This is a genomic window from Limnohabitans sp. DCL3 (assembly GCF_048019295.1).
GTDB lineage: Bacteria > Pseudomonadota > Gammaproteobacteria > Burkholderiales > Burkholderiaceae_C > Limnohabitans_A.
On record NZ_CP171842.1, the window covers coordinates 759838 to 784257 of the forward strand.

The following is a 24420-nucleotide window of genomic DNA, read 5'->3' on the forward strand; positions in this document are numbered from 1 at the left end:
ACCCTGAACTGTTGAGACAAGCATGAGCTTCCACGCCCCCCTGATCATTGACATTGCCGGCACCACCTTGACCCCAGTGGACCGCCTTCGCTTGGCGCATCCGCTCGTGGGCGGCATGATTTTGTTTGGACGCAATTGGCACAGCCGTGCGCAGCTGAGCGAGCTGTGTGCCGACATCAAGAGCTTGCGACCCGACCTCTTGATCGCGGTGGACCACGAAGGCGGGCGCGTGCAGCGGTTTCGCAACGACGGCTTCACCCATTTGCCAAGCATGCGCGCCCTGGGCGAGCTTTGGGGGCAGGACGACAAGGGGCAACCTGGCTCGGGCGTGCTCAAGGCCTGCGAGGCGGCCACCTCGGCCGGCTTTGTGTTGGCCAGCGAACTGCGCGCTTGCGGGGTGGACTTCAGTTTCACGCCTGTTTTGGATCTGGATCACGGCGAGAGTGGCGTGATCGGCGACCGCGCTTTTGCCCGCGACCCACGTGTCGTCAGCCTTTTGGCACGTAGCCTGATGCAAGGCCTGCTGCAAGCGGGTATGGGCAATTGTGGCAAGCATTTCCCAGGGCACGGCGCGGTCAAGGCCGATTCGCATGTGGCTTTGCCCGTGGACCGGCGTAGCCTCAAAACCATCTTGGCTGACGACGCGCAGCCTTACCGTTGGCTCACCAGCGTGCTCACCGCCGTCATGCCCGCCCATGTCATCTACAGCAAGGTCGACAGCCGCCCGGCAGGCTTTTCACCCCGCTGGCTGCAAGACATCTTGCGGGCCCGATTGGGCTTTCAGGGCGTGGTCTGTACGGACGACCTGTCGATGGCGGCCGCCCGCCAGATGGATGGCCGCACACTGAGCTACAGCGAAGCGGTGATCACCGCGTTGCACGCGGGCTGCGACTTGGCCTTGCTGTGCAACCGCTCGGCAGTGAACGAGGGTGCTGAGCTCGATGCCGTGCTGGACCAGCTGGCCGAGGCCCAGCTCAAGGGCCAGTGGCGACCCAGCGAGATCAGCGAAGAACGGCGCTTGAACCTTTTGCCCCGATCCTCCGCCCGCCCTTGGGACGAGCTGGTGTGCTCGGCCGACTACATGCAGGCCCTGGACCGCCTGCCTTAAACTGAACAGGACGCAGCAATGAACTCGCTGATGCGCATCGTGGTGGGCCTTCTCGCAGGGCTTTTTGGGCTCGCATTTCTGGCCGCTATCTTGGCGGCACTGGGCCTGTACATGGCCTTCGCGACCGTGCGCTGGCTACTCACAGGCCGCAAGCCGCAAGTGGTGATGGTCTGGAACCAGTTCAGTACCCTGCGTCAGAACTTCAGGCAAGGCGGTTTTCGCGCCCGAACTTCCTACGGTTTTGATGCATCAAAAAGCCCCCACGCCACCTCCAACGATGACCATGTGGTGGATGTGGAGGTGCGGGAAGTGGTGGAAGACGCGCCGCGCTTGCCACCCAGCAAGCCGCTGTGACGGGGCTTTTTCCGGCAACAACAAAACCAGCTTTGGCTGGGTTTGTTGTTCACTCCTGAACGTGTCGCAGGGCAGGAAAGAGGATCACGTCTCGGATGCTGGCACTGTCGGTCAGCAGCATCATCAAGCGGTCAATGCCGATGCCGCAGCCGCCCGCAGGCGGCATGCCGTATTCGAGCGCACGCACAAAGTCGTGGTCGTAGTACATGGCTTCGTCGTCGCCATCGTCTTTGGCCGCCACTTGGGCATGAAAGCGTGCAGCCTGGTCTTCGGCGTCGTTCAACTCGGAAAAGCCGTTGCCAAACTCGCGGCCCGTGATGTAGAGCTCAAAGCGTTCGGTCACTTCGGGACGCGTGTCGTTGGCACGGGCCAGGGGTGAAATTTCTGTGGGGTGCTCCATGATGAAGGTCGGCTCCCAGAGCTTGTCTTCCACGGTTTCTTCGAAATAGAACACCTGCAAGCTGGCCAAGCTGCGGGTGGACAGCTTGTTCTTTTCTTCGTTCATGCCCAGCTTTTTCAGGGCGTTGATCAGCCACTCGGCGTTGTCCACGTTGTCACCCGCTTCGGTGTGTTTGACGATGGCTTCGCGGATGGTCATGCGGGCGAATGGCTTGTTCAGGTCCACGGGTTTGCCGTTGTAGCTCAGGTCCAAGGTGCCCGCAGCGGTCATGGCCGCGTCGCGGATCAGGCTTTCTGTGAAACCCATCAGGTCTTGGTAATTCCAGTACGCCGCGTAGAACTCCATCATGGTGAATTCGGGGTTGTGGCGCACCGAAATGCCTTCGTTGCGGAAGTTGCGGTTGATCTCGAACACGCGCTCAAAGCCGCCCACCAGCAATCGCTTGAGGTACAGCTCGGGTGCGATGCGCAAGAACATCTCTTGTTCGAGCGCGTTGTGGTGCGTCACAAAAGGCTTGGCGTTGGCGCCACCGGGAATGGGGTGCAGCATGGGCGTCTCGACTTCGAGGAAACCGTGCTTGACCATGAACTCGCGGATGCCGCTCACAGCTTTGCTGCGGGCCATGAAGCGCTTGCGGGCGGCTTCGTCGGTCATCAGGTCCACATAACGCTGGCGGTATTTGACTTCCTGGTCGGCCACGCCGTGGAATTTGTCGGGCATGGGGCGCAGGCTTTTGGTCAGCATGCGGATCGAGGTGGCGTGGATCGACAATTCGCCCGTGCGGGTTTTGAACAAATGGCCTTCGACACCGACAATGTCACCCAAGTCCCAGTGTTTGAACAGCGCGTACAGATCTTCGCCCACGTCGTCGCGCGTCACATAGACCTGGATGCGGCCTGTGGCGTCTTGCAACGTGGCAAAGCTGGCCTTGCCCATGACGCGCTTGAGCATCATGCGGCCCGCGACTTTGGCGGTGGTTTTGGCCACGCCTTCACCGTTGAGCTCTTCGGCCGCCTTTTCGCCATGCGCTTGGTGCAGGTTGGCCGCATGGTGTTCGGGCTTGAAGTCGTTGGGAAAGGCCACGCCTTTGCCGTCGGCTTGCGCTTGGCGCATGGCTTTGAGCTTCTCTCGGCGCTCGGCGATCAGCTGGTTTTCATCTTGAGGGGCTGGTGCGGCTTGGACGTTGGCGTTCGTGTCGGACATGGCGGGCGGTGGTTGGGTTGGTTGCAGGGCGCAACCGAACCGGGGTTGCAGAGGCGGGTACTGCGCCAAGGCGCAAAGCCTTCTATTTTAAGAGTTTGCTGAGGGGCGTTGGCCGGGCTTGGGCGGGTTCTTTGGGGCCGATGGGGCTGGCGCTACCAGATCGCCTACCAATTCCAAGCGCATCAAGGGTTCTTGCAAAGCAAAAAGTTGGTATTTCATCTGCAGCGGCACTGGCAGCAATTGGGCCCAGCGGTAGGACAACCAACTGCAGTCTTGGAGACGCCACGCTTCGTTCCAGGGCGGCACCTCGCTGGGTTGAGCGCTCAGTTGGGTCAGTATTTCGTGCATCTGCGCTGACAGGTGTTGCAGGTCTTCGGGCACCTGCACAGCGGGCTCAGGTGGCAACATTTCTACATGCCCCAGCCACAAGCCATCGCTGCGCTGCTGCGAGGCCTCGATGCAAAACTTCTCCACGCCACGGCACCACACCATGACCCGTCCTGGCTGCGGCCGCTCAATGCGCTCGATTTGCACCCGTGTGCCCATCGGCTCAAACCGTTCAGCCGCTACGCCGGGGCGGTGCACCTCACGACCCTGGGTGAGCGTGACCACGCCAAAACCAGTGCCTTGGCGCTCGCACTCGCCAATCATTTGCAAATAACGCAATTCAAACAATTGCAAAGGCAGCAAGGCGCCTGGGAATAACACCGCACCCAATGGGAAAAGGGGCCATTCCTTGTAGGGGGTGGACGATGACGTATCGCGTTCAGGCATCTGGGTATCATCGCACGAACAGGAGAAAAATCGATGTTGTTCCAGATGGTGAGCTTGGTGTTGGATGTGCTGGCGGGCTTGGTCGCAGGCGCCTGTTTGCTGCGCTTTCTGATGCAGTGGCAACGCGTGTCGTTTCACCAGCCTCTGGGCCAGTTTGTGTTTGCCGTGACAGATTGGTTGCTGTTGCCGCTGCGCCGGATCATTCCACCGTGGTCGTCTTGGGACTTGTCGAGCTTGCTGGGCGCTTTTCTCATCAAACTGCTGCAGTACAGTTTGCTGTGGCTGGTGTCGGGTGGACGTGGCGCTTTGGGCTTGCTGCCGCTGGTGAGTCTGGTGGGCATGGCCCAGTTGGTGGTGTCCGCTCTGAGCGCTTTGGTGCTGGTTTTGGCCGTGTTGTCTTGGGTCAACCCTGGCTCGCCCATGTACAGCCTGGTGGCACGCTTGAGCCAACCCTTCCTCCAACCTTTTCAGCGTTGGGTGCCCCTGATCGGTGGGGTGGACTTGTCGCCCATTGCCTTGTTACTGGTTTTGCAAATGGTGGGAATGGTGCTGGCCCAACTTCAAATGGGCTGGATGTACTGAACTGTTTTGACGATCTCTCCAACACCAAGGCCCTCCGGAGAGGGCCTTGGTGTTGGGGGGGCAGATCAACTCACGGCATCAGCGGGCTGGCGCTGCAGCATGGCCAGGGTGCTGGCGATGGTTTTGCGCAGTTCGCGGCGGTCGCAGATGAAGTCCACTGCGCCTTTGCTTTGCAGGAACTCTGCGCGCTGGAAGCCTTCGGGCAAGGTCACCCGCACGGTGCTTTCGATCACCCGAGGGCCAGCAAAGCCGATCAGGGCTTTGGGTTCGGCAATCACGACGTCGCCCAAAAAGGCGAATCCAGCGGACACACCACCCATGGTCGGGTCGGTCAGCACGCTGATGTAGGGCAGGCCTTTTTTGGCCAATCGGGTCAGTGCGGCGTTGGTTTTGGCCATTTGCATGAGCGAGAGCAGGCCTTCTTGCATGCGGGCGCCTCCTGTGGCAGTGAAGCAAACGAAAGGCACTTTTTGAGCCATCGCAGTTTCTACGCCGCGCACAAAACGCTCACCCACGACAGAGCCCATGGAGCCACCCATGAAGTCGAACTCGAAGCACGCCACGACCAGGGGGATGTTGAGCACCGCACCACCCATGACGACCAGAGCGTCAGTTTCGCCGGTGTTGTTCATGGCTTCTTTGAGGCGCTCTGGGTATTTGCGGCTGTCCTTGAACTTCAGGGCATCCACCGGGACGACTTCTTGCCCGATTTCATAGCGCCCTTCGCCATCGAGGAAAGCATTGAGGCGTGCGCGGGCGCCAATGCGCAGGTGGTGCGAGCAGCCTGGGCAGACGTTGTGGTTTTCTTCCAAGTCGGTTTTGTACAGCACCGTTTCGCAGCTGGGGCACTTGACCCACAGGCCTTCAGGGACCGAGCGGCGATCGGCCGGGTCGGTGTGTTGGATTTTCGGGGGGAGCAGTTTTTCAAGCCAACTCATGAGAGGTTCTCCTTGTGCGCCGAATTATCGTTGAAACGTCGTTGGCCTTCTTCAGGCGTCCAATGCTTGGCGGATGCCGCGTAAAAAATCCGAGGCCACAGTGTTGATTTGCGTATCGGGGGCCGCATCGATCAGCTGGATCAGGCGCGAGCCGATCACCACCGCGTCGGCCACGCGGCTGATGGCTTTGGCCGTGGCTGCATCGCGAATGCCAAAGCCCACGCCGACGGGGACGCTCACATGTTGGCGGATGCGCGGCAGCATGGCTTCGACCGCATCGGTGTCCAGCGTGCCCGATCCCGTCACGCCCTTGAGCGAGACGTAGTACACATAACCGCTGGCCACCTGGGCCACCTGCTGCATGCGCTCGTCCGTGCTGGTGGGGGCCAGTAAAAAGATCAGGTCCATGCTGTGGGCGCGCAGTTTGGCCGCAAATTCCACGCATTCCTCGGGCGGGTAGTCCACGATCAACACGCCATCCACACCCGCTGCTGAAGCGTCGCGGATGAAGCTGTCAGCACCGTGCTTTTGGTCGTAGCGCTCCACCGGGTTGGCGTAGCCCATCAGCACCACCGGGGTGTCTTGGTTGGTCTGCCGGAATTCGCGCACCATGGCCAGCACCTGCACGGTGCCGATGCCTAGGGCCAGGGCTTTGTCGCCCGCCTTTTGGATGACAGGGCCGTCTGCCGAGGGGTCGGAAAACGGCACCCCCAGCTCGATGATGTCGGCACCGGCAGCGGCCATGGCGTGCATCAAGGGCACAGTGGTGCCCGCTTGCGGAAAACCGGCTGTGACATACGGGATCAGGGCTTTGCGGCGCTCGGTTTTGAGGGCGGAGAGGGTGGCATCGATGCGGCTCATGTCGGCATTCACTTCACAAAATTCACGGGTTGCTCGCCACCTTTGACCGACTGGCCTTGGCAGCTGGGGCGGCAGAAAAAGTCGGCGTTGGACAAATCGGCCACGGTGCCGATGTCTTTGTCGCCGCGGCCCGACATGTTGATCAAAATGCTTTGGTCGGTGCGCATGGTTTTGGCCAGCTTCATGGCGTAGGCCACGGCGTGGCTCGACTCCAGTGCAGGAATAATGCCTTCGGTGCGGCACAGGTAGTGGAAGGCCTCGAGGGCCTCCTTGTCGGTGATGCCCACGTACTCGGCGCGGCCGATGTCCTTCAAGAACGCGTGCTCGGGGCCCACGCCGGGGTAATCCAGGCCTGCACTCACGCTGTGGGTTTCGGTGATCTGACCGTTCTCGTCTTGCAAAATGTAAGTGCGGTTGCCGTGCAGCACGCCGGGGCTGCCCAGTTGCAGCGAGCACGAGTGCTTGCCCGAATCCATGCCTTCGCCAGCGGCTTCCACACCGATCAGGCGGGTGTTCTCGTGCGAAATGTAGGGGTAGAAAATGCCCATGGCATTGCTGCCGCCGCCCACGCAGGCGATCACTGCATCGGGCTGCTGCTCGGCCATTTGCAGGCCTTTGAACATTTCAGGCATTTGCGTGAGGCACTCTTCGCCGATCACGCTTTGGAAGTCGCGCACCATCATGGGGTAGGGGTGTGGGCCGGCCACGGTGCCGATGATGTAGAAGGTGTTGTCCACATTGGCCACCCAGTCGCGCATGGCTTCATTGAGCGCATCTTTGAGGGTGCGACTGCCCGATTCGACCGGCACCACGGTGGCGCCCAGCAGTTTCATTCGGTAAACGTTAGGGCTTTGACGCTTGACATCTTCTGAGCCCATGTAAACGACGCATTCGAGGCCATAGCGGGCGCAGATGGTGGCGGTGGCCACGCCGTGCTGGCCCGCCCCGGTCTCGGCGATGATGCGCGGCTTGCCCATGCGCTTGGCCAACATGGCCTGGCCGATGGTGTTGTTGATCTTGTGTGCGCCTGTGTGGTTCAGGTCCTCACGCTTCAAGAAAATTTGTGCCCCGCCCATTTCACGGCTCATGCGGGCTGCGTGGTACACCGGCGAGGGGCGGCCCACAAAGTGCGCCAATTCGGATTTGAACTCGGCGATGAAGGCCGGGTCGTGCTGATAGAGCGCGTAAGCGGCTTTGAGTTCGTTGATGGCGTGGGTCAGTGTTTCGCTCACGAAACTGCCGCCATAGATGCCGAAATGGCCTTTGACGTCGGGTTGTTGGTAATCAAACATGGTGTGGACCTTGATGGGGGCGCCGCCAGGTGCTGGCAGTGGAAAACGCTGCAAAGGTTTCTGGGGTCAGCGCCTGAAATACTTTAAGTGGAATGGTCGTTGTCCGCGGTGCGCACCGCCTGGACAAATTGCCGCATTTTTTCGGCATCTTTGAGTCCTTTGCCTGCTTCGATGCCGGAGCTCACGTCAACAGCCAGAGACAGACCGTGCGTGCGCAGTGTCCGAATGCCATCGACCACGTTTGCAGGTGTGAGTCCACCAGACAAAACGAGGTGAGCATTGACGTTTGGTGGCAGCTGTGACCAATGGAATGTTTTTCCGCCCCCGCCGTATCCGTCGACATGGGCGTCGAGCAAGAGGGCTTGGGCTGTGCGATGGGTATGGGCAAATTCTAGCAAGTCGAAGTCATGGACCTCCGACAGGGGGATTCGGGCCGCTTTCAGGTGGGGTCGGCCCGTCTGCTGCGTCATGGCTGCGCAAAAATCGGCCGATTCGTCACCGTGGAACTGCAGCGAAGCCCCCGGCACGGCCGCACAAGCCGCCGCAATGCGCTCGGGTGCCTCATTGACGAAGAGCAGTACGGGCGTCACAAATGCCGGCAACAGGCGTGCCAGCTCGGCCGCGCGTTCAATGCTCACGCTGCGCGGACTGGGTGGGTAGAGTACAAAACCAATGGCGTCGGCCCCAGCGGCGCAGGCCGACCGCACATCGGTCTCGCGGGTGAAGCCACACATTTTGATGCGGGTGCGTTGCGCAGGTTCGGGGCGGGCAGGCGCGGTCTGCTGGTTCATGGCAACCAATCAAAAGCAGGGGTGGTGTCGGGCAGGCCCCATTCGGGACTGTAGATGGGGCCAGCAAAGTACAGGCCGTCGGGTGAAAAAGTGGGGGCTGCAGCCTCGCGGCTTTTGGCCAGCAAGACCTCACGCATCCAGTCGGGGGTCTGGCTGCCCTGACCGATGGTCACCAGGCAGCCCATGATGTTGCGGATCATGTGGTGCAAAAAGGCATTGCCTTCAAACTCAAACCGCCAGTAGGCTCCGCGTTTGGCAATTTCGATGTGCCGCAGTGTTTTGACCGGCGACAGTGCCTGGCAGCTGCTGGCCCGGAACGATGAGAAATCGTGCTCACCCAACAAGTGCAAGCTGGCTTGGCGCATGGGCGCTTCATCCAGTGGCCGGTACACCCAGCCGACACGGCCAGCCTCAAGGCTGGGGCGTACGGCGGAGTCGAGCAACACATAGGTATAGCGCCGACCCGTGGCGCTGGCGCGGCAGTGGAAGCTGTCGGGCACGATTTGCGCCCACTGAACAGCAATGTCGGAGGGCAGATACCGGTTGGTGCCGCGCACCCAGGACTGGGGTTCACGGTTGAGCTCGGTGTCGAAATGCACAACTTGCATGAGGCCGTGCACACCGGCATCGGTGCGTCCTGCACACAAGGTACTGACACGAGGCAGATCGGCAAACTTCGACAGCGCTTTTTCGAGTTTGTCTTGCACCGTTTGGCCTGTGCTTTGGCTTTGCCAACCTTGGTAGGCGCTGCCCAAATAGCCAACACCGAGGGCGACTCTCACGTCTTCGGGCCTGCAGTGGGGTCCGCCTCAGGCGCAGAGCGGGGCTCACGCGAGGGCGTCAAGTTCAGGTCAATGTGGGCAAACTGAGGCGGCAAGCCAGAGGGCCAAGCCGCAGGTTCGATGCGGCCCTCCTCTTGGGGGCCTTTCGTTGAAACCGCCGCGCTGGGTTCAACGGGAGATGCCTTGGCGGGATGTTGAGCAAACAAATCACCGCCTTGAGACGGGCGACGTCTGGCCCACCATACCCAGCCTAACATGGCACTGAAAAGCACCAAAACCCAGGCCCAGATGGCCGAGCTGTGGCTGATTTTTTCCAACAAAGATAAGGGCTGCGTGGTACCGACAGAAAAGGGCAAGTTGGGTGCTGAAGGCGGCACGTCAGCACGGGCATTGGCCGGTGCTTGATTGGCCATCGGCAGGCTGGAAGCCGATAAAGACTTGAGTGTGTCCAGGTTTTTTTGGAGCGCTGCCAGTTGTTCGGTTTTGTCTTGAATTTCTCTTTCCACGGCCAATCTGGCTTCGTCGGAGTCGCCTCCGGCCTCGCGTTTGCTCAGCGTCAAGGTGTCTTTGACCGGCAACTGCGGAGCTGGTGTGGGGACCTCCGCGCTGACTTTGCCGTCCATCTCCCGACTTGCCGTGTCCGGTGCTTTGAAAGCCGATTGAGCCAAGCGACGGGCATAAGCCACAAAATCCACAGTTTGTGCCACCACGGATTGCCTGGCTTCCTCGGCTGAAATCTGAGCGGCCTCTTGCGCGCTGGGCAGCTGAACTTGAGCGCCTTCGCGCAACAGGTTCACGTTGCCTTCTATGAAGGCTTCCGGGTTGGCTCTGACCATGGCCATGAGCATTTGGTCGAGCGTGACGCCCGCAGGCATGGCGCGCTGGATCAGGCGAGATGCGGTGTCACCTGCCCGCACCCGGACGGTTTCCAGGACAGGGCGCTGGTTTTCTGAATTCGTGACCGGGTTGGCCAACGCCGCCAAGGCCAGTGGCGAGACCACGGGGGCCACCACATCCCCTTCACTTGGGGCTTTGATGGTGTTTGGGCTGATGGCGCCTACGGGCGAGACCAGCAAGGTGTAATTCATGGCCAAGCGACCAGCAGGCCATTGAGCCTCCACGATCACATCGATAAAGTGCTCGTTGACCGGCGTCTGCCCCGTCAATGCGATGAAGGGCTTGCCATCACCGCGAAACTCCAGGCTGGTTTGCAAGCCAGTCAATGCCGGGTGAAATACCATTTTAGCCTGCTCGTAGCTGGCCACCGAGGCCTGCTGCAGTTGGAGCCTGCGCAGGTCTTCCACCTTGTATTGCGTGATCTCAATCGACGCCCGAAGCGGCTGTCCAATGCGCGATTCCACCGAAACCTGACCCAGTGTCAAAGCCAAGACGGACTGGCTGGCCATGGCCATGGCCAAAGTCAAACCAAGGCGCAGGCCAAGTCCCTGAGGGACTTCGGGGGGGGAATGCATTGGCTGATGAAGCATCAAGCGTCCAACAGGATGCGCAGCATGCGGCGCAGCGGTTCGGCCGCGCCCCACAGCAGTTGGTCACCGATGGTGAATGCACCGACGTATTCAGGGCCCATGGCCAGCTTGCGTACACGGCCCACCGGGATGGTCATGGTGCCCGTCACGGCCACAGGGGTCAGGTCCTTGATGGTGGCTTCGCGTGTGTTGGGCACCACTTTGACCCACTCATTGTCCGCGGCGATCATGGCTTCGATGTCGGCCACGGGCACGTCTTTCTTGAGCTTGAAGGTCAGCGCTTGGCTGTGGCAGCGCATGGCGCCCACACGCACGCAGAAACCGTCCACAGGAATGGCCGCAGAGTTGAATGCCTCGCCGAGCCCCAAAATCTTGTTGGTTTCGGCCATGCCTTTCCACTCTTCTTTGGACATGCCATTGCCCAAATCCTTGTCGATCCAGGGGATCAAGGAGCCGCCCAGTGGCACGCCAAAGTTGGCAGTTTCAGCGGTGGTCAACGCACGTTGCTTGGCCACCACCATGCGGTCGATTTCCAGAATCGCGCTCTTGGGGTCGTCCAGCAGGGCTTTGACTTCGGCATTCAGGGTGCCGTACTGGGTCAACAGCTCGCGCATGTGTTGTGCACCACCACCGGAAGCGGCTTGGTAAGTTTGGGTGCTCATCCACTCGACCAGACCTGCTTTGTAGAGCGCGCCCACGCCCATCAGCATGCACGAGACGGTGCAGTTGCCGCCCACCCAGTTGTTGCCGCCGTGCGCCAAGGCGTTCTTGATCACGGGCATGTTGACAGGATCCAAGATGATCACAGCGTCTTTTTCCATGCGCAGGGTCGAAGCTGCATCAATCCAATGGCCGTTCCAGCCTGCAGCACGCAACTTGGGGAAGACTTCGGAGGTGTAGTCGCCACCTTGGGCCGTGATGATGATGTCACAGCGCTTGAGCTGCTCGATGTTGAAAGCGTCTTGCAGCGTGGTTTCGTTCTTGGCCATTGAGGGCGCTTGGCCGCCCGCGTTCGATGTGGAGAAGAACAAGGGCTCGATCAGGTCAAAGTCTTTTTCCTGAATCATGCGGTCCATCAGAACCGAGCCAACCATGCCGCGCCAGCCGACCAAACCTACTAACTTGCTCATTTCAACGCCCTTTCAGTTTTTAAAACAGTTTCAGACCAGACTGTTTGCCCGGCTCGTCTGGCCGGGAGGGGCGCACGACGAACCAGGCCGGATCAGCCCTTAATGGTCGTGGTTTTTGTGGAAGTTGCACGCGCACCAACAGCCACTGCAGCGGCAGTGATCAGGTTCAGGGTGAACAGGTGGACGTGGAACATGGCCGACATTGTACTGGATGCTGCCTGAGTGCTTCCTGACAGCATCCTTGGGGTACTCAGCCGAGTGCTTTGACCACAGCATCGCCCATTTGTGCGGTACCCACTTTGGTTGTGCCTTCGCTCCAGATGTCACCGGTACGCAGGCCCTGGGCCAGCACTTTTTGCACGGCGGCTTCGATGCGCTCGGCAGCTTCGGGCTGGTTCAGGCTGAAGCGCAGCATCATGGCCGCTGACAAGATGGTGGCCAGCGGGTTGGCGATGCCTTTGCCGGCGATGTCGGGTGCGCTGCCGTGGCTGGGTTCGTACAGGCCCTGGTTTTTCGTGTTCAAGCTGGCTGAGGGCAGCATGCCGATGGAGCCCGTCAGCATGGACGCTTCGTCGCTCAGGATATCGCCAAACATGTTGCCGGTGACGACCACATCGAAGCGTTTGGGCTCTTTGACCAGTTGCATGGCCGCGTTGTCCACATACATGTGGTCCAGCGCAATGTCGGGGTACTCTTTGCCGACTTCGGTGACCACGTCTTTCCAGAACTGGAACGTCTCCAGCACGTTGGCTTTGTCCACGCTGGTCACTCGGCCCTCGAAGCCAGCGGCTTTGCGCTTGCGGGCGGCCTGGAAGGCCACATGCGCGATGCGCTCGATCTCAGGCTTGGAATAGCGCATGGTGTCGAAGGCTTCTTCGGCGCCGGGGAAGTGGCCATCGGTGGCGATGCGGCGCCCACGTGGCTGGCCGAAGTAAATGTCGCCCGTGAGCTCACGGATGATCAGAATGTCCAGGCCCGCGATCAACTCGGGCTTGAGGCTGGACGCGCCCACCAGTTGCTCGTAGCAAATGGCAGGACGGAAGTTGGCGAACAGGCCCATGTTTTTGCGCAGGCCCAAAATCGCTTGCTCGGGGCGCAAGGGGCGGTCGAGCTTGTCGTATTTCCAGTCGCCCACCGCACCAAACAGCACGGCGTCAGACGCCATAGCCAGCTTGAGCGTGGCCTCAGGCAGTGGGTGACCCAAGGCGTCGTAAGCGGCACCGCCGACCAAGGCGGTTTCCATCTCGAACTTCAGGTCGAGCGTGTTCAGGACTTTGACAGCTTCGGCGACGATTTCGGTGCCGATGCCATCACCGGGGAGGACTGCGATTTTCATGAAAGTTCCAGAGTTCTTTAGGCGTTGACGGCGGTGTGAGCCAACCAAGGCTTGGTGGCCAAGCGTTCGGCTTCAAAGGCCTTGATTTTGTCGGCGTGGCGCAGGGTCAGGCCAATGTCGTCCAGGCCGTTGAGCAGGCAGTATTTGCGGAATGCCTGCACCTCAAAGGGAATTTCTTCGCCTTGGGGGCGCACGACCACTTGACGTTCCAAGTCGATGGTGAGTTGGTAGCCCGGAAATGCGGCGACTTCATCAAACAGTTGAGCCACCAAGGCTTCGGGCAACACAATGGGCAGCAGGCCGTTTTTGAAGCAGTTGTTGAAAAAGATGTCGGCAAAGCTGGGTGCGATCACGCAGCGAAAGCCGTACTGGTCGATGGCCCAAGGCGCGTGCTCACGCGAGGAGCCACAGCCGAAGTTCTTGCGGGCCAGCAGAACCGATGCGCCTTGGTAGCGTGGCTGGTTCAGCACGAAGTCCGGGTTGGGTTGGCGGCTGGCCGGGTCCTGGCCGGGGTAGCCCACGTCCAGGTAACGCCATTCGTCGAACAGATTGGGACCAAAGCCGGTTTTGCGGATCGACTTGAGGAACTGCTTGGGGATGATGGCGTCGGTGTCCACGTTGGCGCGGTCCATCGGGGCCACCAGGCCTTTGAGGAGGGTGAATTTCTGCATGTTGTGATTTCTCGAACGCTTCAGGCGAATTGGCGAATGTCAACAAAGTGGCCGTGCACGGCCGCGGCAGCTGCCATGGCGGGGCTGACCAAGTGGGTGCGGCCACCCGCGCCCTGACGGCCTTCGAAGTTGCGGTTGCTGGTGGACGCGCAGCGTTCACCGGGCTCCAGGCGGTCGGCGTTCATGGCCAGGCACATGGAGCAACCGGGTTCGCGCCACTCAAAGCCTGCGGCCTTGAAGATTTCGTGCAAGCCTTCGGCTTCCGCTTGTGCTTTGACCAAACCGGAGCCGGGCACGACCATGGCCAGTTTCACGTTTTTGGCTACTTTTTGGCCAAGCTTTTTCACCACGGCTGCGGCTTCGCGCATGTCTTCGATCCGGCTGTTGGTGCACGAGCCGATGAAGACTTTGTCGATGGTGATGTCGGCCAGTGCTTTGCCCGGTTGGAGGCCCATGTAAGTCAGTGCGCGCTCAATGGCGTCGCGTTTGACGTCGTCTTTTTCTTTGTCGGGATCGGGCGTATGGCCGTCAATGCCCAGCACCATTTCGGGCGAGGTACCCCAGGTGACTTGTGGCACGATGGTGCTGGCGTCCAGTTCGACCACGGCGTCAAAGTGCGCACCAGGGTCGGACTGCAGGGTCTTCCAGTAGGCCACAGCGTGGTCCCATTCGACGCCTGTGGGTGAGAGCAAGCGGCCTTTGACGTACTCGATGGTTTTCTCGTCCACCGCCACCAAGCCCGCACGTGCGCCGCCTTCAATGGCCATGTTGCAGACCGTCATGCGGCCTTCCATGCTCAGTGCCCGGATGGCCGAGCCTGCGAATTCGATGGTGTAGCCGGTGCCGCCTGCGGTGCCGATCTTGCCGATGATGGCCAGCACGATGTCTTTGCCGGTGAGGCCTTTGGCCAAGGTGCCCTCGACCTTGATGAGCATGTTCTTGGCTTTTTTGGCCAAGAGGGTTTGCGTGGCCATGACGTGCTCGACTTCGGAGGTGCCGATGCCGTGGGCCAATGCGCCAAATGCGCCGTGTGTCGAGGTGTGTGAATCACCGCAGACCACGGTCATACCGGGCAGGGTGGCGCCGTTTTCAGGGCCAATGACGTGCACGATCCCCTGGCGCTTGGACAAGAAGGGAAAGAAGGCGGCCGAACCTGATTCTTTCATGTTCGCGTCCAGCGTGGTGATTTGCTCTTTGCTGATCGGGTCGGTGATGCCGTCGTAGCCCAACTCCCAGCCGGTGGTCGGTGTGTTGTGGTCGGCGGTGGCCACGATGGAGCTGACGCGCCAGACTTTGCGACCGGCTTGGCGCAGGCCTTCAAAGGCTTGGGGGCTGGTGACTTCGTGCACCAGATGGCGGTCGATGTAAAGGACGGAGGTGCCGTCTTCTTCGGTGTGGACGACGTGTTCGTCCCAGATCTTGTCGTAGAGCGTGCGGGCCATGGGGTTTCCTTGCTGTGCAGCCTGCCATTTTATGCGGTTCGCAGGCTTGATAAGTCACTCTTGCGCGCGACCTTCCAAGCTTAGCGTGGGCTTGTGGCGGCAGTGCCATGGCCCGCCAGGCCTCATCAGTCGCTTCGCGCCAGCAAATCGGCCTGCCGGGCCACGGCACTGCCACCCCAAGAGGGCGTCAACAACACAAAAACATAAAAAAGCCCGCACAAGGCGGGCTTTCGGGGTTCGGTTGAAAACCGATCAACGCTGCACGTCGCGACGTGGAGAGCCAGTGAACAGCTGACGTGGGCGGCCGATTTTGTACTCGGGATCGCTGATCATTTCGTTCAATTGGGCAATCCAGCCCACGGTGCGGGCCAAGGCGAAAACACCGGTGAACAAGTTCACAGGGATGCCGATGGCGCGCTGGACGATGCCGGAGTAGAAGTCCACATTGGGGTAGAGCTTGCGGCTGACGAAGTAGTCGTCTTCCAGCGCGATTTTTTCGAGGGCTTTGGCCAACTTGAACAGCGGGTCGTTTTCCAAACCCAACTCTTTCAGCACTTCGTCGCAAGTCTCTTGCATCAATTTGGCGCGCGGGTCGTAGTTTTTGTAGACGCGGTGACCAAAGCCCATCAGTTTGACGCCGGAGTTCTTGTCTTTGACTTTTTCCATGAACTCGCCCACCTTGGTGATGCCACCCATTTTCTGGATGTCTTCCAGCATGTTCAGGCAGGCCTCATTGGCACCTCCATGTGCAGGGCCCCACAGGCAAGCCACACCAGCGGCGATGGCCGCGAAGGGGTTGGTGCCAGACGAGCCGCACAGACGTACAGTCGATGTCGAAGCGTTTTGCTCGTGGTCAGCGTGCAATGTGAAGATGCGGTCCATGGCACGTTCGAGCACGGGGTTGACAACGTATTCCTCGCAAGGTGTGCCGAACATCATGCGCAGGAAGTTGCCAGCGTAGGACAGTTCGTTGCGGGGGTACATGTAGGGCTGGCCCACGCCGTACTTGTAGGCCATGGCGACGAGGGTGGGCATTTTGGCGATCAATCGGATCGCTGCAATGTGGCGGTGCTCAGGGTTGTTGATGTCGGTGCTGTCGTGGTAGAAGGCCGACAAAGCGCCAATCAGACCCGTCAAAACAGCCATGGGGTGGGCGTCACGGCGGAAGCCGCGCAGGAAAAACTGCATCTGCTCGTTCACCATGGTGTGCTGATTGACCAACTTGTGGAAGTCCTTGCTTTGTTGGCCGACGGGCAGCTCGCCATTGAGCAACAGGTAGCAGGTGTCCAAATAGTCAGCCTTGTTGGCCAATTGTTCAATGGGGTACCCGCGGTACAGCAGCTCACCCTTGTCACCATCGATGTAGGTGATGGCCGATTGGCACGATGCGGTGGAGAGGAAGCCTGGGTCATAGGTGAACATGCCGCTTTGGCCGTAAAGCTTGCGGATGTCGATCACGTCAGGACCGATGTTGCCGGAGTAAACGGGCATTTCGATGCTGGGACTGCCATTGGAGAACGACAGGGTGGCTTTGTTATCGGCGAGTTTCATGGTGGGTTTCCTCAAAAATTCAGGGGGTTGAACCTGTTCGGTTCACGCTCTCAGCATGTTCAGGACTTCACGCACCTCATCGGTGCTGATCTCGGGCTGCAGTTCCTTTCGGCGCAACAGCAAGTCCATGAGATCGTTGTCAGACAGATCCATCAACACATACATGCCTCGGGCTTGCCCAACCGACAAACTGCAGGCGTAACGGTTGAAAAAGCGCTCGATGAACAAATCGTTCTCGAGCAATCCGCGTCGGCTGCGCCATCTCAGCTTGCTCAGTGACCGCTCGCTCAAAGGCGCTTGGCGGTCTGCGCCAAGCAGTGACGCGTCTTCCAGGATCGGGGTCACAGTCATCAGACAGCGCGGCGAACCATCATCTCTTTGATCTTGCCGATGGCCTTGGTCGGGTTCAAACCCTTGGGGCAGACATCGACGCAATTCATGATGGTGTGGCAGCGGAAAAGACGGTAAGGGTCTTCCAGGTTGTCCAAGCGCTCGGCCGTGGCTTCGTCGCGGCTGTCGGCGATGAAACGGTAAGCCTGTAGCAGACCCGCTGGACCCACGAATTTGTCGGGATTCCACCAAAAACTGGGGCAACTGGTCGAGCAGCTGGCGCACAGGATGCACTCGTACAAGCCGTTCAGCTCGTCACGCTCTTCCGGGCTTTGTAGACGCTCGGTTTCAGGTGGGATGGTGCTGTTGATCAGGTAAGGCTTGATCGAGTGGTACTGCTTGAAGAACTGGGTCATGTCCACAATCACATCGCGGATCACGGGCAGACCTGGCAAAGGCTTCAACACGATGGTGCCCGGCAGGGTGTTCATGTTGGTCAAGCAAGCCAAACCGTTTTTGCCGTTGATGTTCATCGCGTCCGAACCGCACACGCCTTCACGGCAAGAGCGGCGGAAAGAAATGCTGGGGTCAACCGCCTTGAGCTTCATCAGGGCGTCCAGCAGCATGCGTTCATTGCCGTCCAGCTCAACCTGAATGGTTTGCATGTAAGGCTTGGCATCCTTGTCGGGATCGTAGCGGTAGATCTGGAAAGTGCGTAGGGTCATGGAAGAACTCCTGGTGTGTTCGGGGGGGGCGCCACCTGCAGGGTGCGCGGTCCTGGCAATGCTTAGAAAGTGCGAACCTTGGGTGGGACGGAATCCACGGTCAAGGGCTTGAGCTTGACGGGTTTGTAGGTCAGGCTGTTCGACGCGCTGTGCCACAAAGTGTGTTTCATCCAATTGGCGTCGTCACGGCCCAATGGTGCGACGGCGTCATCCACAGGACGCTCGTAGTCACTCACTGTGTGGGCGCCTCGGCACTCGCGGCGTGCAGCAGCAGACACCATGGTGGCTTGCGCGGCTTCGATCAAGTTTTCCACTTCCAGCGCTTCGATGCGGGCGGTGTTGAACACTTTGGAGGTGTCTTTCAGGCCAATGGCATTGACGCGATCGCGAATCGCAGCGATCTTTTGGACGCCTTCGTCCATGGCAGCTTGGGTGCGGAATACGCCAGCGTGCAACTGCATGGCGGCGCGCATGTCGTTGGCCACGTCTTGTGCGTATTCGCCACCACGCCCTTCGAGTTTGTTCAGGCGTTCCAGCGTGCGGTCGGTGGCGTCGGCCGGCAGGTCTTTGTGAGACTTGGTTTTCGAGGCAAAGTCGACGATGTGGTTGCCTGCTGCACGTCCAAACACCAACAAGTCGAGCAGGGAGTTGGTGCCCAGGCGGTTGGCACCGTGCACGGACACGCAAGAGCACTCGCCCACGGCATACAAACCGTTGACGATCGCATTGTTGTCGGTGGCGTTTTGGGTGACCACTTGGCCGTTGATGTTGGTAGGGATTCCGCCCATTTGGTAATGGATGGTGGGCACCACGGGGATCGGCTCTTTGGTGATGTCGACGTTGGCGAAGTTGACGCCGATTTCGTACACCGAGGGCAGGCGCTTGTGGATGGTGTCTGCACCCAGATGGTCCAGCTTCAACATCACATAATCTTTGTTGGGACCGCAGCCACGGCCTTCCTTGATTTCTTGGTCCATGCAGCGTGACACGAAGTCACGCGGTGCCAAGTCTTTCAATGTCGGCGCATAGCGCTCCATGAAGCGCTCGCCATTGCTGTTGAGCAAAATGGCGCCCTCGCCGCGGCAGCCTTCCGTCAAGAGCACGCCAGCACCGGCCACGCCGGTGGGGTGGAATTGCCAGAACTCCATGTCTTCCAAAGGAATGCCAGCACGAGCGGCCATGCCCAAGCCGTCACCGGTGTTGATGAAAGCGTTGGTCGAGGCCGCGTAAATCCGGCCTGCACCACCGGTGGCCATCAGCACAGTCTTGGCGTGCAAGACGTGCAGATCACCGGTTTCCATTTCCAGCGCGGTCACGCCAACCACATCGCCTTCGGCATCGCGGATCAAGTCAAGCGCCATCCACTCCACAAAGAAGCTGGTCTTGGCGGCGACGTTTTGCTGGTACAGGGTGTGCAGCATGGCATGACCTGTACGGTCGGCCGCCGCACAAGCGCGTTGCACGGGCTTTTCGCCGTAGTTGGCGGTGTGGCCACCAAATGGGCGTTGGTAAATGGTGCCGTCTGGGTTGCGGTCAAAAGGCATGCCCATGTGCTCCAAGTCGTACACGACCTTGGGCGCTTCACGGCACATGAATTCGATCGCATCCTGGTCGCCGAGCCAGTCGGAGCCCTTGATGGTGTCGTAGAAGTGGTAGTGCCAGTTGTCGTCCGACATGTTGCCCAAGCTGGCGCCGATGCCGCCCTGCGCTGCGACTGTGTGCGAGCGGGTGGGAAACACTTTGGACAGCACGGCCACATTGAGACCCGCGCGGGCCAGTTGCAGCGAGGCACGCATGCCCGAACCACCGGCGCCGACGATCACGACGTCAAACTTGCGGGTGGTGATTTTGTCTTTGGTATAGCTCATGGTTTATCTTGGTAGGTAGGGGTTCATCGCAATGACAAGCGGTGACGGACGCCTCAAAGGCGCCACAGGGCCTGGACAGACCAGCCAGCACAGCCGATCAGCCAGACCAGGGTGAAGACATGCAAAACCAGGCGTACAGCCAGAGGTTTGATGTAGTCCATCCAGATGTCACGCATGCCCACCCAGACGTGGTACAGCAATGAGAGGATCACGCAGAAGGTCAAAACCTTCATCCATTGCGAGGCAAAAATGCCAGCCCACTCTTCGTAACCGATGGGGCCTGCAGTGAAGATCACCTGGGCCAACAAGATCACGGTGAAGAGGGCCATCAATGTACCGGTCACACGTTGTGCGAGCCAGTCACGAAAGCCGTAGCCAGCACCGGTCACGATGCGTTTAGAGCCGAAGTTCACGGACATAGGTCAGTTTCCTTTTTGTTGTTATGGCGAAAATCAGTACAGGCCGAACATCTTGGCGCCCAGGACACCCGTCAGCCCGATGCTCAAAACCAGGGTGACGATGGCAGAAGACTTGCCAAACTCTTTGGTCACGGCGTGGCACACGTCCATGTACAAGTGGCGCAGGCCAGCCATGAAATGGTGCAGATAAGCCCAAATCAAGGCCAATGCAACAAGCTTCATGAACCAACCTGGCACAAAGCCAATGCCGAGATTGAAAGCAGCTGAGAGCTTGGCGAACGAGATCTCCGATGTGATCGAGTTGTCAAACATCCAGATGATGAGTGGCATCAGCAAAAACATCAGGAAACCGCTGATGCGGTGAAGAATCGACACAATGCCTGCCACCGGAAGGCGGTAGCTGGGCAAATCTTTCAAGGCATTGATGTTGCGGAATTCAGGCCGCTTGCGCGCGAGTTCGGTCATGAGGGTACTTTCTGGATTAACGCGTTTGAGTTGTAGGTGTTAAACCCGTCAGATTCTATTGCAACGCAGCAAACTGACATGAGGATTGCACACGAACGTGACAGGGTGATTTTTCAGGGCGGATGGCGCTCAGCTCAGGGCATTTCGGTAGTGGTGATGTTCTGTGCTGTAAATGCCGCGGCGCAGCTCCATGGGTGTGTCGTTGTAGGTGTAAGCGATGCGCTCGACACTGAGCAATGGGGTGTTGGGGCTGACCTTGAGCAAGTGGCTTTGGGTCTCGTCGGGCAGTACGGCTCGGATTTTTTCGTCAGCGCGAACCATGCGCACCCCAAACTCGGTTTCAAAGAGGGCGTACATCGGGCCGTGGTAGTCGGCCAAGCGCTCGGCGGTCAGGCCTTTGAAGGGGGCTGCTGGTAGCCATAAGTCCTCCAAAATTGTGGGAATGCCGCCAAAAGAAAGTACGCGTCGGACCTGAAGCACGGCGTCACCCGTGCGAAGTGCCAAGGCTCTGGCGATGTCTGCGGTGGCTCGGGATCGTTTGCAATCGACGATGGCCCGCTGCGCCGGACCTTCGGAGTCCAAGTCTCCACGGTCCGGGACCAATTTCAAGAACCGATACTGAACATGGTCCTCCGCATGCGTGGCCACAAAAGTGCCCTTGCCCTGACGGCGCACCAACAAGTGACCGCTGGCCAACTCGTCAATCGCTTTGCGGACGGTGCCCTGGCTGACGCGGTAGCGGGCGGCCAAATCCATCTCGCTGGGAATAGATTCTCCAGGCTTCCATTCACCCGATTGCAGGCTTTGCAAGATCAGCCCTTTGATTTGCTGATACAGCGGGCTGAACGCAGGCGCAGGCACATCAGCGGTGACTGCTGCTGAGGTGGCGTCGGCCAATGGGAAGTTGTTGTTCATGGGTGAAAAATGAAGCGCCGGTCTGTGAAGCGTCAGGTGCTGCATCATATCTTATATAAGACATAAGACAAATTGACCACAGAGGGTTTTCGCGGGTACACTCAGCAGCTGTTTGCGCATGTTTTTCGCCTAATTAATGCGGTAAGCGTGGGTCCGCTCAACTGGACAGTCCGAGCTGAGACTTTTTTGGCGTGGACTGCAACCCTTCTTTTCAACCTTCTGGAGTTTTCACCATGAGCAAAAAGCCCGTCCGCGTTGCCGTTACCGGCGCAGCAGGTCAAATTGGTTACGCACTGTTGTTCCGCATCGCCTCGGGCGAAATGCTGGGCAAAGACCAGCCCGTCATCTTGCAACTGTTGGAAGTGCCTGTCGAAGGCCCTCAAAAAGCGCTGCGCGGCGTGATGATGGAACTCGAAGATTGCGCATTCCCATTGCTCGTGGGCATGGAAGCCCATGGCGACCCCATGACCGCATTCAAAGACGCCGACTACGCTTTGTTGGTCGGCTCGCGTCCACGTGGCCCGGGCATGGAGCGCGCTGAGTTGCTCGCCATCAACGGCGCAATCTTCACCGCGCAGGGTAAGGCTCTCAACGCGGTGGCTTCGCGCGACGTCAAAGTGCTGGTGGTTGGTAACCCTGCCAACACCAACGCCTACATTGCCATGAAAGCGGCACCGGACCTCAAGCCCGGCAATTTCACCGCCATGTTGCGTCTGGATCACAACCGCGCGGCTTCGCAGATTGCGGCCAAGACCGGCAAAGCCGTGGCCGACATCGAAAAATTGTGCGTCTGGGGCAACCACTCGCCCACCATGTATGCCGACTACCGATTTGCCACCATCAATGGCGAATCCGTCAAGGCCATGATCAACGACCAAGAGTGGAACGCCAATGTGTTCTTGCCCACGGTGGGCAAGCGCGGCGCAGCCATCATTGAAGCCCGTGGTTTGTCCTCCGCTGCTTCGGCTGCCAATGCTGCCATTGACCACATGCGCGACTGGGCCTTGGGCACCAACGGCAAGTGGGTCACCATGGGTATCCCATCACAAGGTTGGTATGGCATTCCCAAAGACGTCATGTTCGGCTTTCCCGTTACCTGCGAGAACGGCGAGTACAAAGTGGTTGAAGGACTGGAAATCGACGCGTTCAGCCAAGGCTGTATCGACAAGACACTGAAAGAGTTGACCGACGAGCAAGCGGGCGTGGCCCACCTGATCTGAATCAGGTCGAGAAGTCCAAGTGAGTCATCCTCGCGACGTTCTGTTGGGCCCACAAGCCGGTAGCTTCCAGTTGCCGGTTTGTGACCATTACAGCGGAGTTCAAGCGCGGATGCGCAAAAGCTTGCGGTTGCAAGCCGAGATGATCCAAGAGTTTGGCACTTGCGTTTTTGATGTCACTTTGGACTGTGAAGACGGCGCACCTGTGGGCGGTGAAGTTGAGCATGCCGCCTTGGTCACCGATCTGGCTTTGGCGGCCAAGGCCGCCACCCCGGATGCCCGCATTGCGGTGCGCGTGCATGCGGTGGATCACCCCAGTTTTGAAGCCGACATGGGTCTGATTGCAGGCCGTGCCGGCCCCGTTTTATCGCACATCATGGTGCCCAAAGTGGAGTGTGTGGCCGATATCGACCGAGCGCATGCTGCACTGATCGGCGCTGGCGCGGGTGACCTGCCTTTGCATGTCCTGATCGAGTCGCCTTTGGCCTTGGAGCACGCGAATGACATCGCTGCCCACCCCCGTGTTCAATCGATCAGCTTTGGACTGATGGATTTTGTGTCAGCCCATGGCGGTGCCATTCCGGCAGAGGGCATGAGCGGATCGGGTCAGTTCACACATCCACTGGTTGTCAGGGCCAAGTTGATCATTGCCAGTGCCTGTCATGCACATGGGAAAGTGCCCTCGCACTGCGTGGTGACCGAGTTCAAAGACACCCAAGCTGTTCGACAGGCCGCGCAAACGGCGAACCAAGCCTTGGGGTACACCCGCATGTGGAGCATCCACCCCGATCAGATTCGGCCTATTTTGGAGGCCATGGCACCGAGCCAGGCGCAGATTGAACAAGCCGTTCAAATCCTGGTGGCCGCCCAAGCCGCCGACTGGGCTCCTATCAGCCATGCCGGGCAATTGCATGACAGAGCCAGTTACCGGTTTTTTTGGCAACTGATGGAGCGTGCACACCGAACAGGACGGGCGCTGCCATCTGAAGGGCAGGTGTTTTTCCATGACCTTGCTGTTGCAAAGGTGAACGCATGAAGCAACTCAGAGCGACCCGTTGGCTCCTCCTCACCACTGCATGTGGGGCCAGTTTTGTTGGCCCTTCATGGGCGCAGAGTCCTGCAATGGGGCAGTCCAAGACCCATCCAACTTCTCAGGCGGCCAAAGCCAAAGTGAAGGCGCGTTCTGTGGAAGACCTCACAGCGCAGTTGCAAGCACAAGCTGTGGCGCAGGCGGCTGAGCGCGCCAACCTTGCGACCAAGCCGACCCCCATGGTGATGCCGCCGGAACACTTGCCTGCTGTATCGACACGCCGTGCTGCACCGCAATGGCCTGCCACCGAGCCTGTCGCGGATTCGCCAGCTCAAGTCAGCGCAGAGCCCGCTCAGGTGACGCCACAAGACCCGCCGGAACTGTTGATCGCTCAACAAATTCACCAAGGACAGCTGCCCTGTGAGTTGGGTGCCAGCGTCCGAGTTGAAGCCGATCTCCTGCACCCAGGTTTCTTTCATGTGCATGGCAAAGGCTTCAGGTACCGGATGTTCCCTGTGCGCACAAGCTCAGGCGCTTTGCGCTTGGAAGACAAAAAAGCTGGCGCAGTCTGGCTGCAGTTGGCCAACAAATCGATGTTGATGGATCAGAAAAAAGGCAGACGACTGGCCGATGAGTGTGCTCACCCTGATCAATTGGCTTACGCCGAAACCATGAAATCCAACCCCCCGCCCAGCTTGATCGACACGACAGGCATGGGGCGGTCCATCTTGAAACCTTGACCCACAGGA

Annotated in this window: 25 protein-coding genes; 6 read left to right on the top strand and 19 right to left on the bottom strand. The window is 59.4% G+C overall.

Going from position 1 to position 24420, the window contains the following annotated elements; translation table 11 throughout:
* Positions 1–22: 22 nt before the first annotated feature.
* Both nagZ and ACHEXK_RS03380 read left to right on the top strand, forming a co-directional pair.
* Positions 23–1108: a beta-N-acetylhexosaminidase gene (gene nagZ / locus ACHEXK_RS03375; protein ID WP_416547963.1), complete on the top strand. Its 1086-nt coding sequence runs from the start codon at positions 23–25 to the stop codon at positions 1106–1108.
* Between the two features lie 18 nt (positions 1109–1126).
* Positions 1127–1462: a hypothetical protein gene (locus ACHEXK_RS03380; RefSeq protein WP_416547964.1), complete on the top strand. Its 336-nt coding sequence runs from the start codon at positions 1127–1129 to the stop codon at positions 1460–1462.
* Between the two features lie 49 nt (positions 1463–1511).
* Here ACHEXK_RS03380 and lysS read toward each other — a convergent pair whose 3' ends face one another.
* Together lysS and ACHEXK_RS03390 are read right to left on the bottom strand one after the other, a co-directional pair.
* Positions 1512–3065 (bottom strand): lysine--tRNA ligase, encoded by a 1554-nt coding sequence (gene lysS, locus ACHEXK_RS03385; RefSeq protein ID WP_416547965.1) that lies wholly within the window; start codon positions 3063–3065, stop codon positions 1512–1514.
* Between the two features lie 87 nt (positions 3066–3152).
* Entirely contained in the window at positions 3153–3839 is a 687-nt protein-coding gene (locus tag ACHEXK_RS03390; protein ID WP_416547966.1) for an LON peptidase substrate-binding domain-containing protein, read from the bottom strand.
* Between the two features lie 33 nt (positions 3840–3872).
* Between ACHEXK_RS03390 and ACHEXK_RS03395 the strand changes: the two genes are divergently transcribed.
* The gene (locus ACHEXK_RS03395; RefSeq protein WP_416547967.1) at positions 3873–4421 is read left to right on the top strand and encodes a YggT family protein; all 549 of its coding nucleotides are present in this window, start codon (positions 3873–3875) and stop codon (positions 4419–4421) included.
* Positions 4422–4486: 65 nt separating this feature from the next.
* Here ACHEXK_RS03395 and accD read toward each other — a convergent pair whose 3' ends face one another.
* The 17 genes from accD to ACHEXK_RS03480 all read right to left on the bottom strand — a co-directional run bounded on the left by accD (position 4487) and on the right by ACHEXK_RS03480 (position 21424).
* A complete protein-coding gene (gene accD / locus ACHEXK_RS03400) occupies positions 4487–5359 on the bottom strand; it encodes an acetyl-CoA carboxylase, carboxyltransferase subunit beta (RefSeq protein WP_416547968.1) in 873 nt (290 codons plus the stop codon).
* 51 nt (positions 5360–5410) lie between these two features.
* Positions 5411–6220, bottom strand: a complete 810-nt coding sequence (gene trpA / locus ACHEXK_RS03405; RefSeq protein ID WP_416547969.1) for a tryptophan synthase subunit alpha — start codon at positions 6218–6220, stop codon at positions 5411–5413.
* Between the two features lie 8 nt (positions 6221–6228).
* Positions 6229–7512 carry a tryptophan synthase subunit beta gene (gene trpB, locus ACHEXK_RS03410; protein ID WP_416547970.1) on the bottom strand — a complete coding sequence of 428 codons (1284 nt, stop codon included), beginning with the start codon at positions 7510–7512 and terminating at the stop codon, positions 6229–6231.
* A gap of 83 nt (positions 7513–7595) precedes the next feature.
* Positions 7596–8303 (bottom strand): phosphoribosylanthranilate isomerase, encoded by a 708-nt coding sequence (locus ACHEXK_RS03415; protein ID WP_416547971.1) that lies wholly within the window; start codon positions 8301–8303, stop codon positions 7596–7598.
* Positions 8300–9085: a tRNA pseudouridine(38-40) synthase TruA gene (truA, locus tag ACHEXK_RS03420; protein WP_416547972.1), complete on the bottom strand. Its 786-nt coding sequence runs from the start codon at positions 9083–9085 to the stop codon at positions 8300–8302. The genes ACHEXK_RS03415 and truA overlap by 4 nt, the downstream gene beginning before the upstream one ends.
* Positions 9082–10557: a FimV family protein gene (locus tag ACHEXK_RS03425; RefSeq protein ID WP_416547973.1), complete on the bottom strand. Its 1476-nt coding sequence runs from the start codon at positions 10555–10557 to the stop codon at positions 9082–9084. Before ACHEXK_RS03425 ends, truA begins: the two co-directional genes overlap by 4 nt.
* A gap of 14 nt (positions 10558–10571) precedes the next feature.
* Positions 10572–11702: an aspartate-semialdehyde dehydrogenase gene (asd, locus tag ACHEXK_RS03430; protein WP_416547974.1), complete on the bottom strand. Its 1131-nt coding sequence runs from the start codon at positions 11700–11702 to the stop codon at positions 10572–10574.
* Positions 11703–11952: 250 nt separating this feature from the next.
* Positions 11953–13038 (bottom strand): 3-isopropylmalate dehydrogenase, encoded by a 1086-nt coding sequence (gene leuB, locus ACHEXK_RS03435; protein WP_416547975.1) that lies wholly within the window; start codon positions 13036–13038, stop codon positions 11953–11955.
* A 17-nt stretch (positions 13039–13055) separates the two neighbouring features.
* A complete protein-coding gene (gene leuD / locus ACHEXK_RS03440; RefSeq protein WP_416547976.1) occupies positions 13056–13709 on the bottom strand; it encodes a 3-isopropylmalate dehydratase small subunit in 654 nt (217 codons plus the stop codon).
* A 20-nt stretch (positions 13710–13729) separates the two neighbouring features.
* Positions 13730–15151: a 3-isopropylmalate dehydratase large subunit gene (gene leuC / locus ACHEXK_RS03445; RefSeq protein WP_416547977.1), complete on the bottom strand. Its 1422-nt coding sequence runs from the start codon at positions 15149–15151 to the stop codon at positions 13730–13732.
* Between the two features lie 252 nt (positions 15152–15403).
* Positions 15404–16702, bottom strand: a complete 1299-nt coding sequence (locus ACHEXK_RS03450) for a citrate synthase (RefSeq protein WP_416547978.1) — start codon at positions 16700–16702, stop codon at positions 15404–15406.
* Positions 16703–16744: 42 nt separating this feature from the next.
* Positions 16745–17053: a succinate dehydrogenase assembly factor 2 gene (locus ACHEXK_RS03455; RefSeq protein ID WP_416547979.1), complete on the bottom strand. Its 309-nt coding sequence runs from the start codon at positions 17051–17053 to the stop codon at positions 16745–16747.
* The gene (locus tag ACHEXK_RS03460) at positions 17053–17757 is read right to left on the bottom strand and encodes a succinate dehydrogenase iron-sulfur subunit (RefSeq protein WP_019427020.1); all 705 of its coding nucleotides are present in this window, start codon (positions 17755–17757) and stop codon (positions 17053–17055) included. The genes ACHEXK_RS03455 and ACHEXK_RS03460 overlap by 1 nt, the downstream gene beginning before the upstream one ends.
* Before the next feature lie 62 nt (positions 17758–17819).
* Positions 17820–19625 carry a succinate dehydrogenase flavoprotein subunit gene (gene sdhA / locus ACHEXK_RS03465; protein ID WP_416547980.1) on the bottom strand — a complete coding sequence of 602 codons (1806 nt, stop codon included), beginning with the start codon at positions 19623–19625 and terminating at the stop codon, positions 17820–17822.
* A gap of 53 nt (positions 19626–19678) precedes the next feature.
* Positions 19679–20044, bottom strand: a complete 366-nt coding sequence (gene sdhD, locus ACHEXK_RS03470; protein WP_416547981.1) for a succinate dehydrogenase, hydrophobic membrane anchor protein — start codon at positions 20042–20044, stop codon at positions 19679–19681.
* A gap of 33 nt (positions 20045–20077) precedes the next feature.
* Positions 20078–20509, bottom strand: a complete 432-nt coding sequence (gene sdhC, locus ACHEXK_RS03475) for a succinate dehydrogenase, cytochrome b556 subunit (protein ID WP_416547982.1) — start codon at positions 20507–20509, stop codon at positions 20078–20080.
* Between the two features lie 129 nt (positions 20510–20638).
* Positions 20639–21424 carry a GntR family transcriptional regulator gene (locus tag ACHEXK_RS03480; protein WP_416547983.1) on the bottom strand — a complete coding sequence of 262 codons (786 nt, stop codon included), beginning with the start codon at positions 21422–21424 and terminating at the stop codon, positions 20639–20641.
* Positions 21425–21657: 233 nt separating this feature from the next.
* Between ACHEXK_RS03480 and ACHEXK_RS03485 the strand changes: the two genes are divergently transcribed.
* The 3 genes from ACHEXK_RS03485 (at position 21658) to ACHEXK_RS03495 (ending at position 24411) form a co-directional block, all read left to right on the top strand.
* Positions 21658–22644, top strand: a complete 987-nt coding sequence (locus ACHEXK_RS03485) for a malate dehydrogenase (protein WP_416547984.1) — start codon at positions 21658–21660, stop codon at positions 22642–22644.
* 109 nt (positions 22645–22753) lie between these two features.
* Positions 22754–23677, top strand: coding sequence for an HpcH/HpaI aldolase/citrate lyase family protein (locus ACHEXK_RS03490; RefSeq protein ID WP_416548848.1), 924 nt, complete (start codon positions 22754–22756; stop codon positions 23675–23677).
* Positions 23678–23763: 86 nt separating this feature from the next.
* Positions 23764–24411 carry a hypothetical protein gene (locus ACHEXK_RS03495; protein ID WP_416547985.1) on the top strand — a complete coding sequence of 216 codons (648 nt, stop codon included), beginning with the start codon at positions 23764–23766 and terminating at the stop codon, positions 24409–24411.
* The last annotated feature ends 9 nt before the right edge of the window (positions 24412–24420 follow it).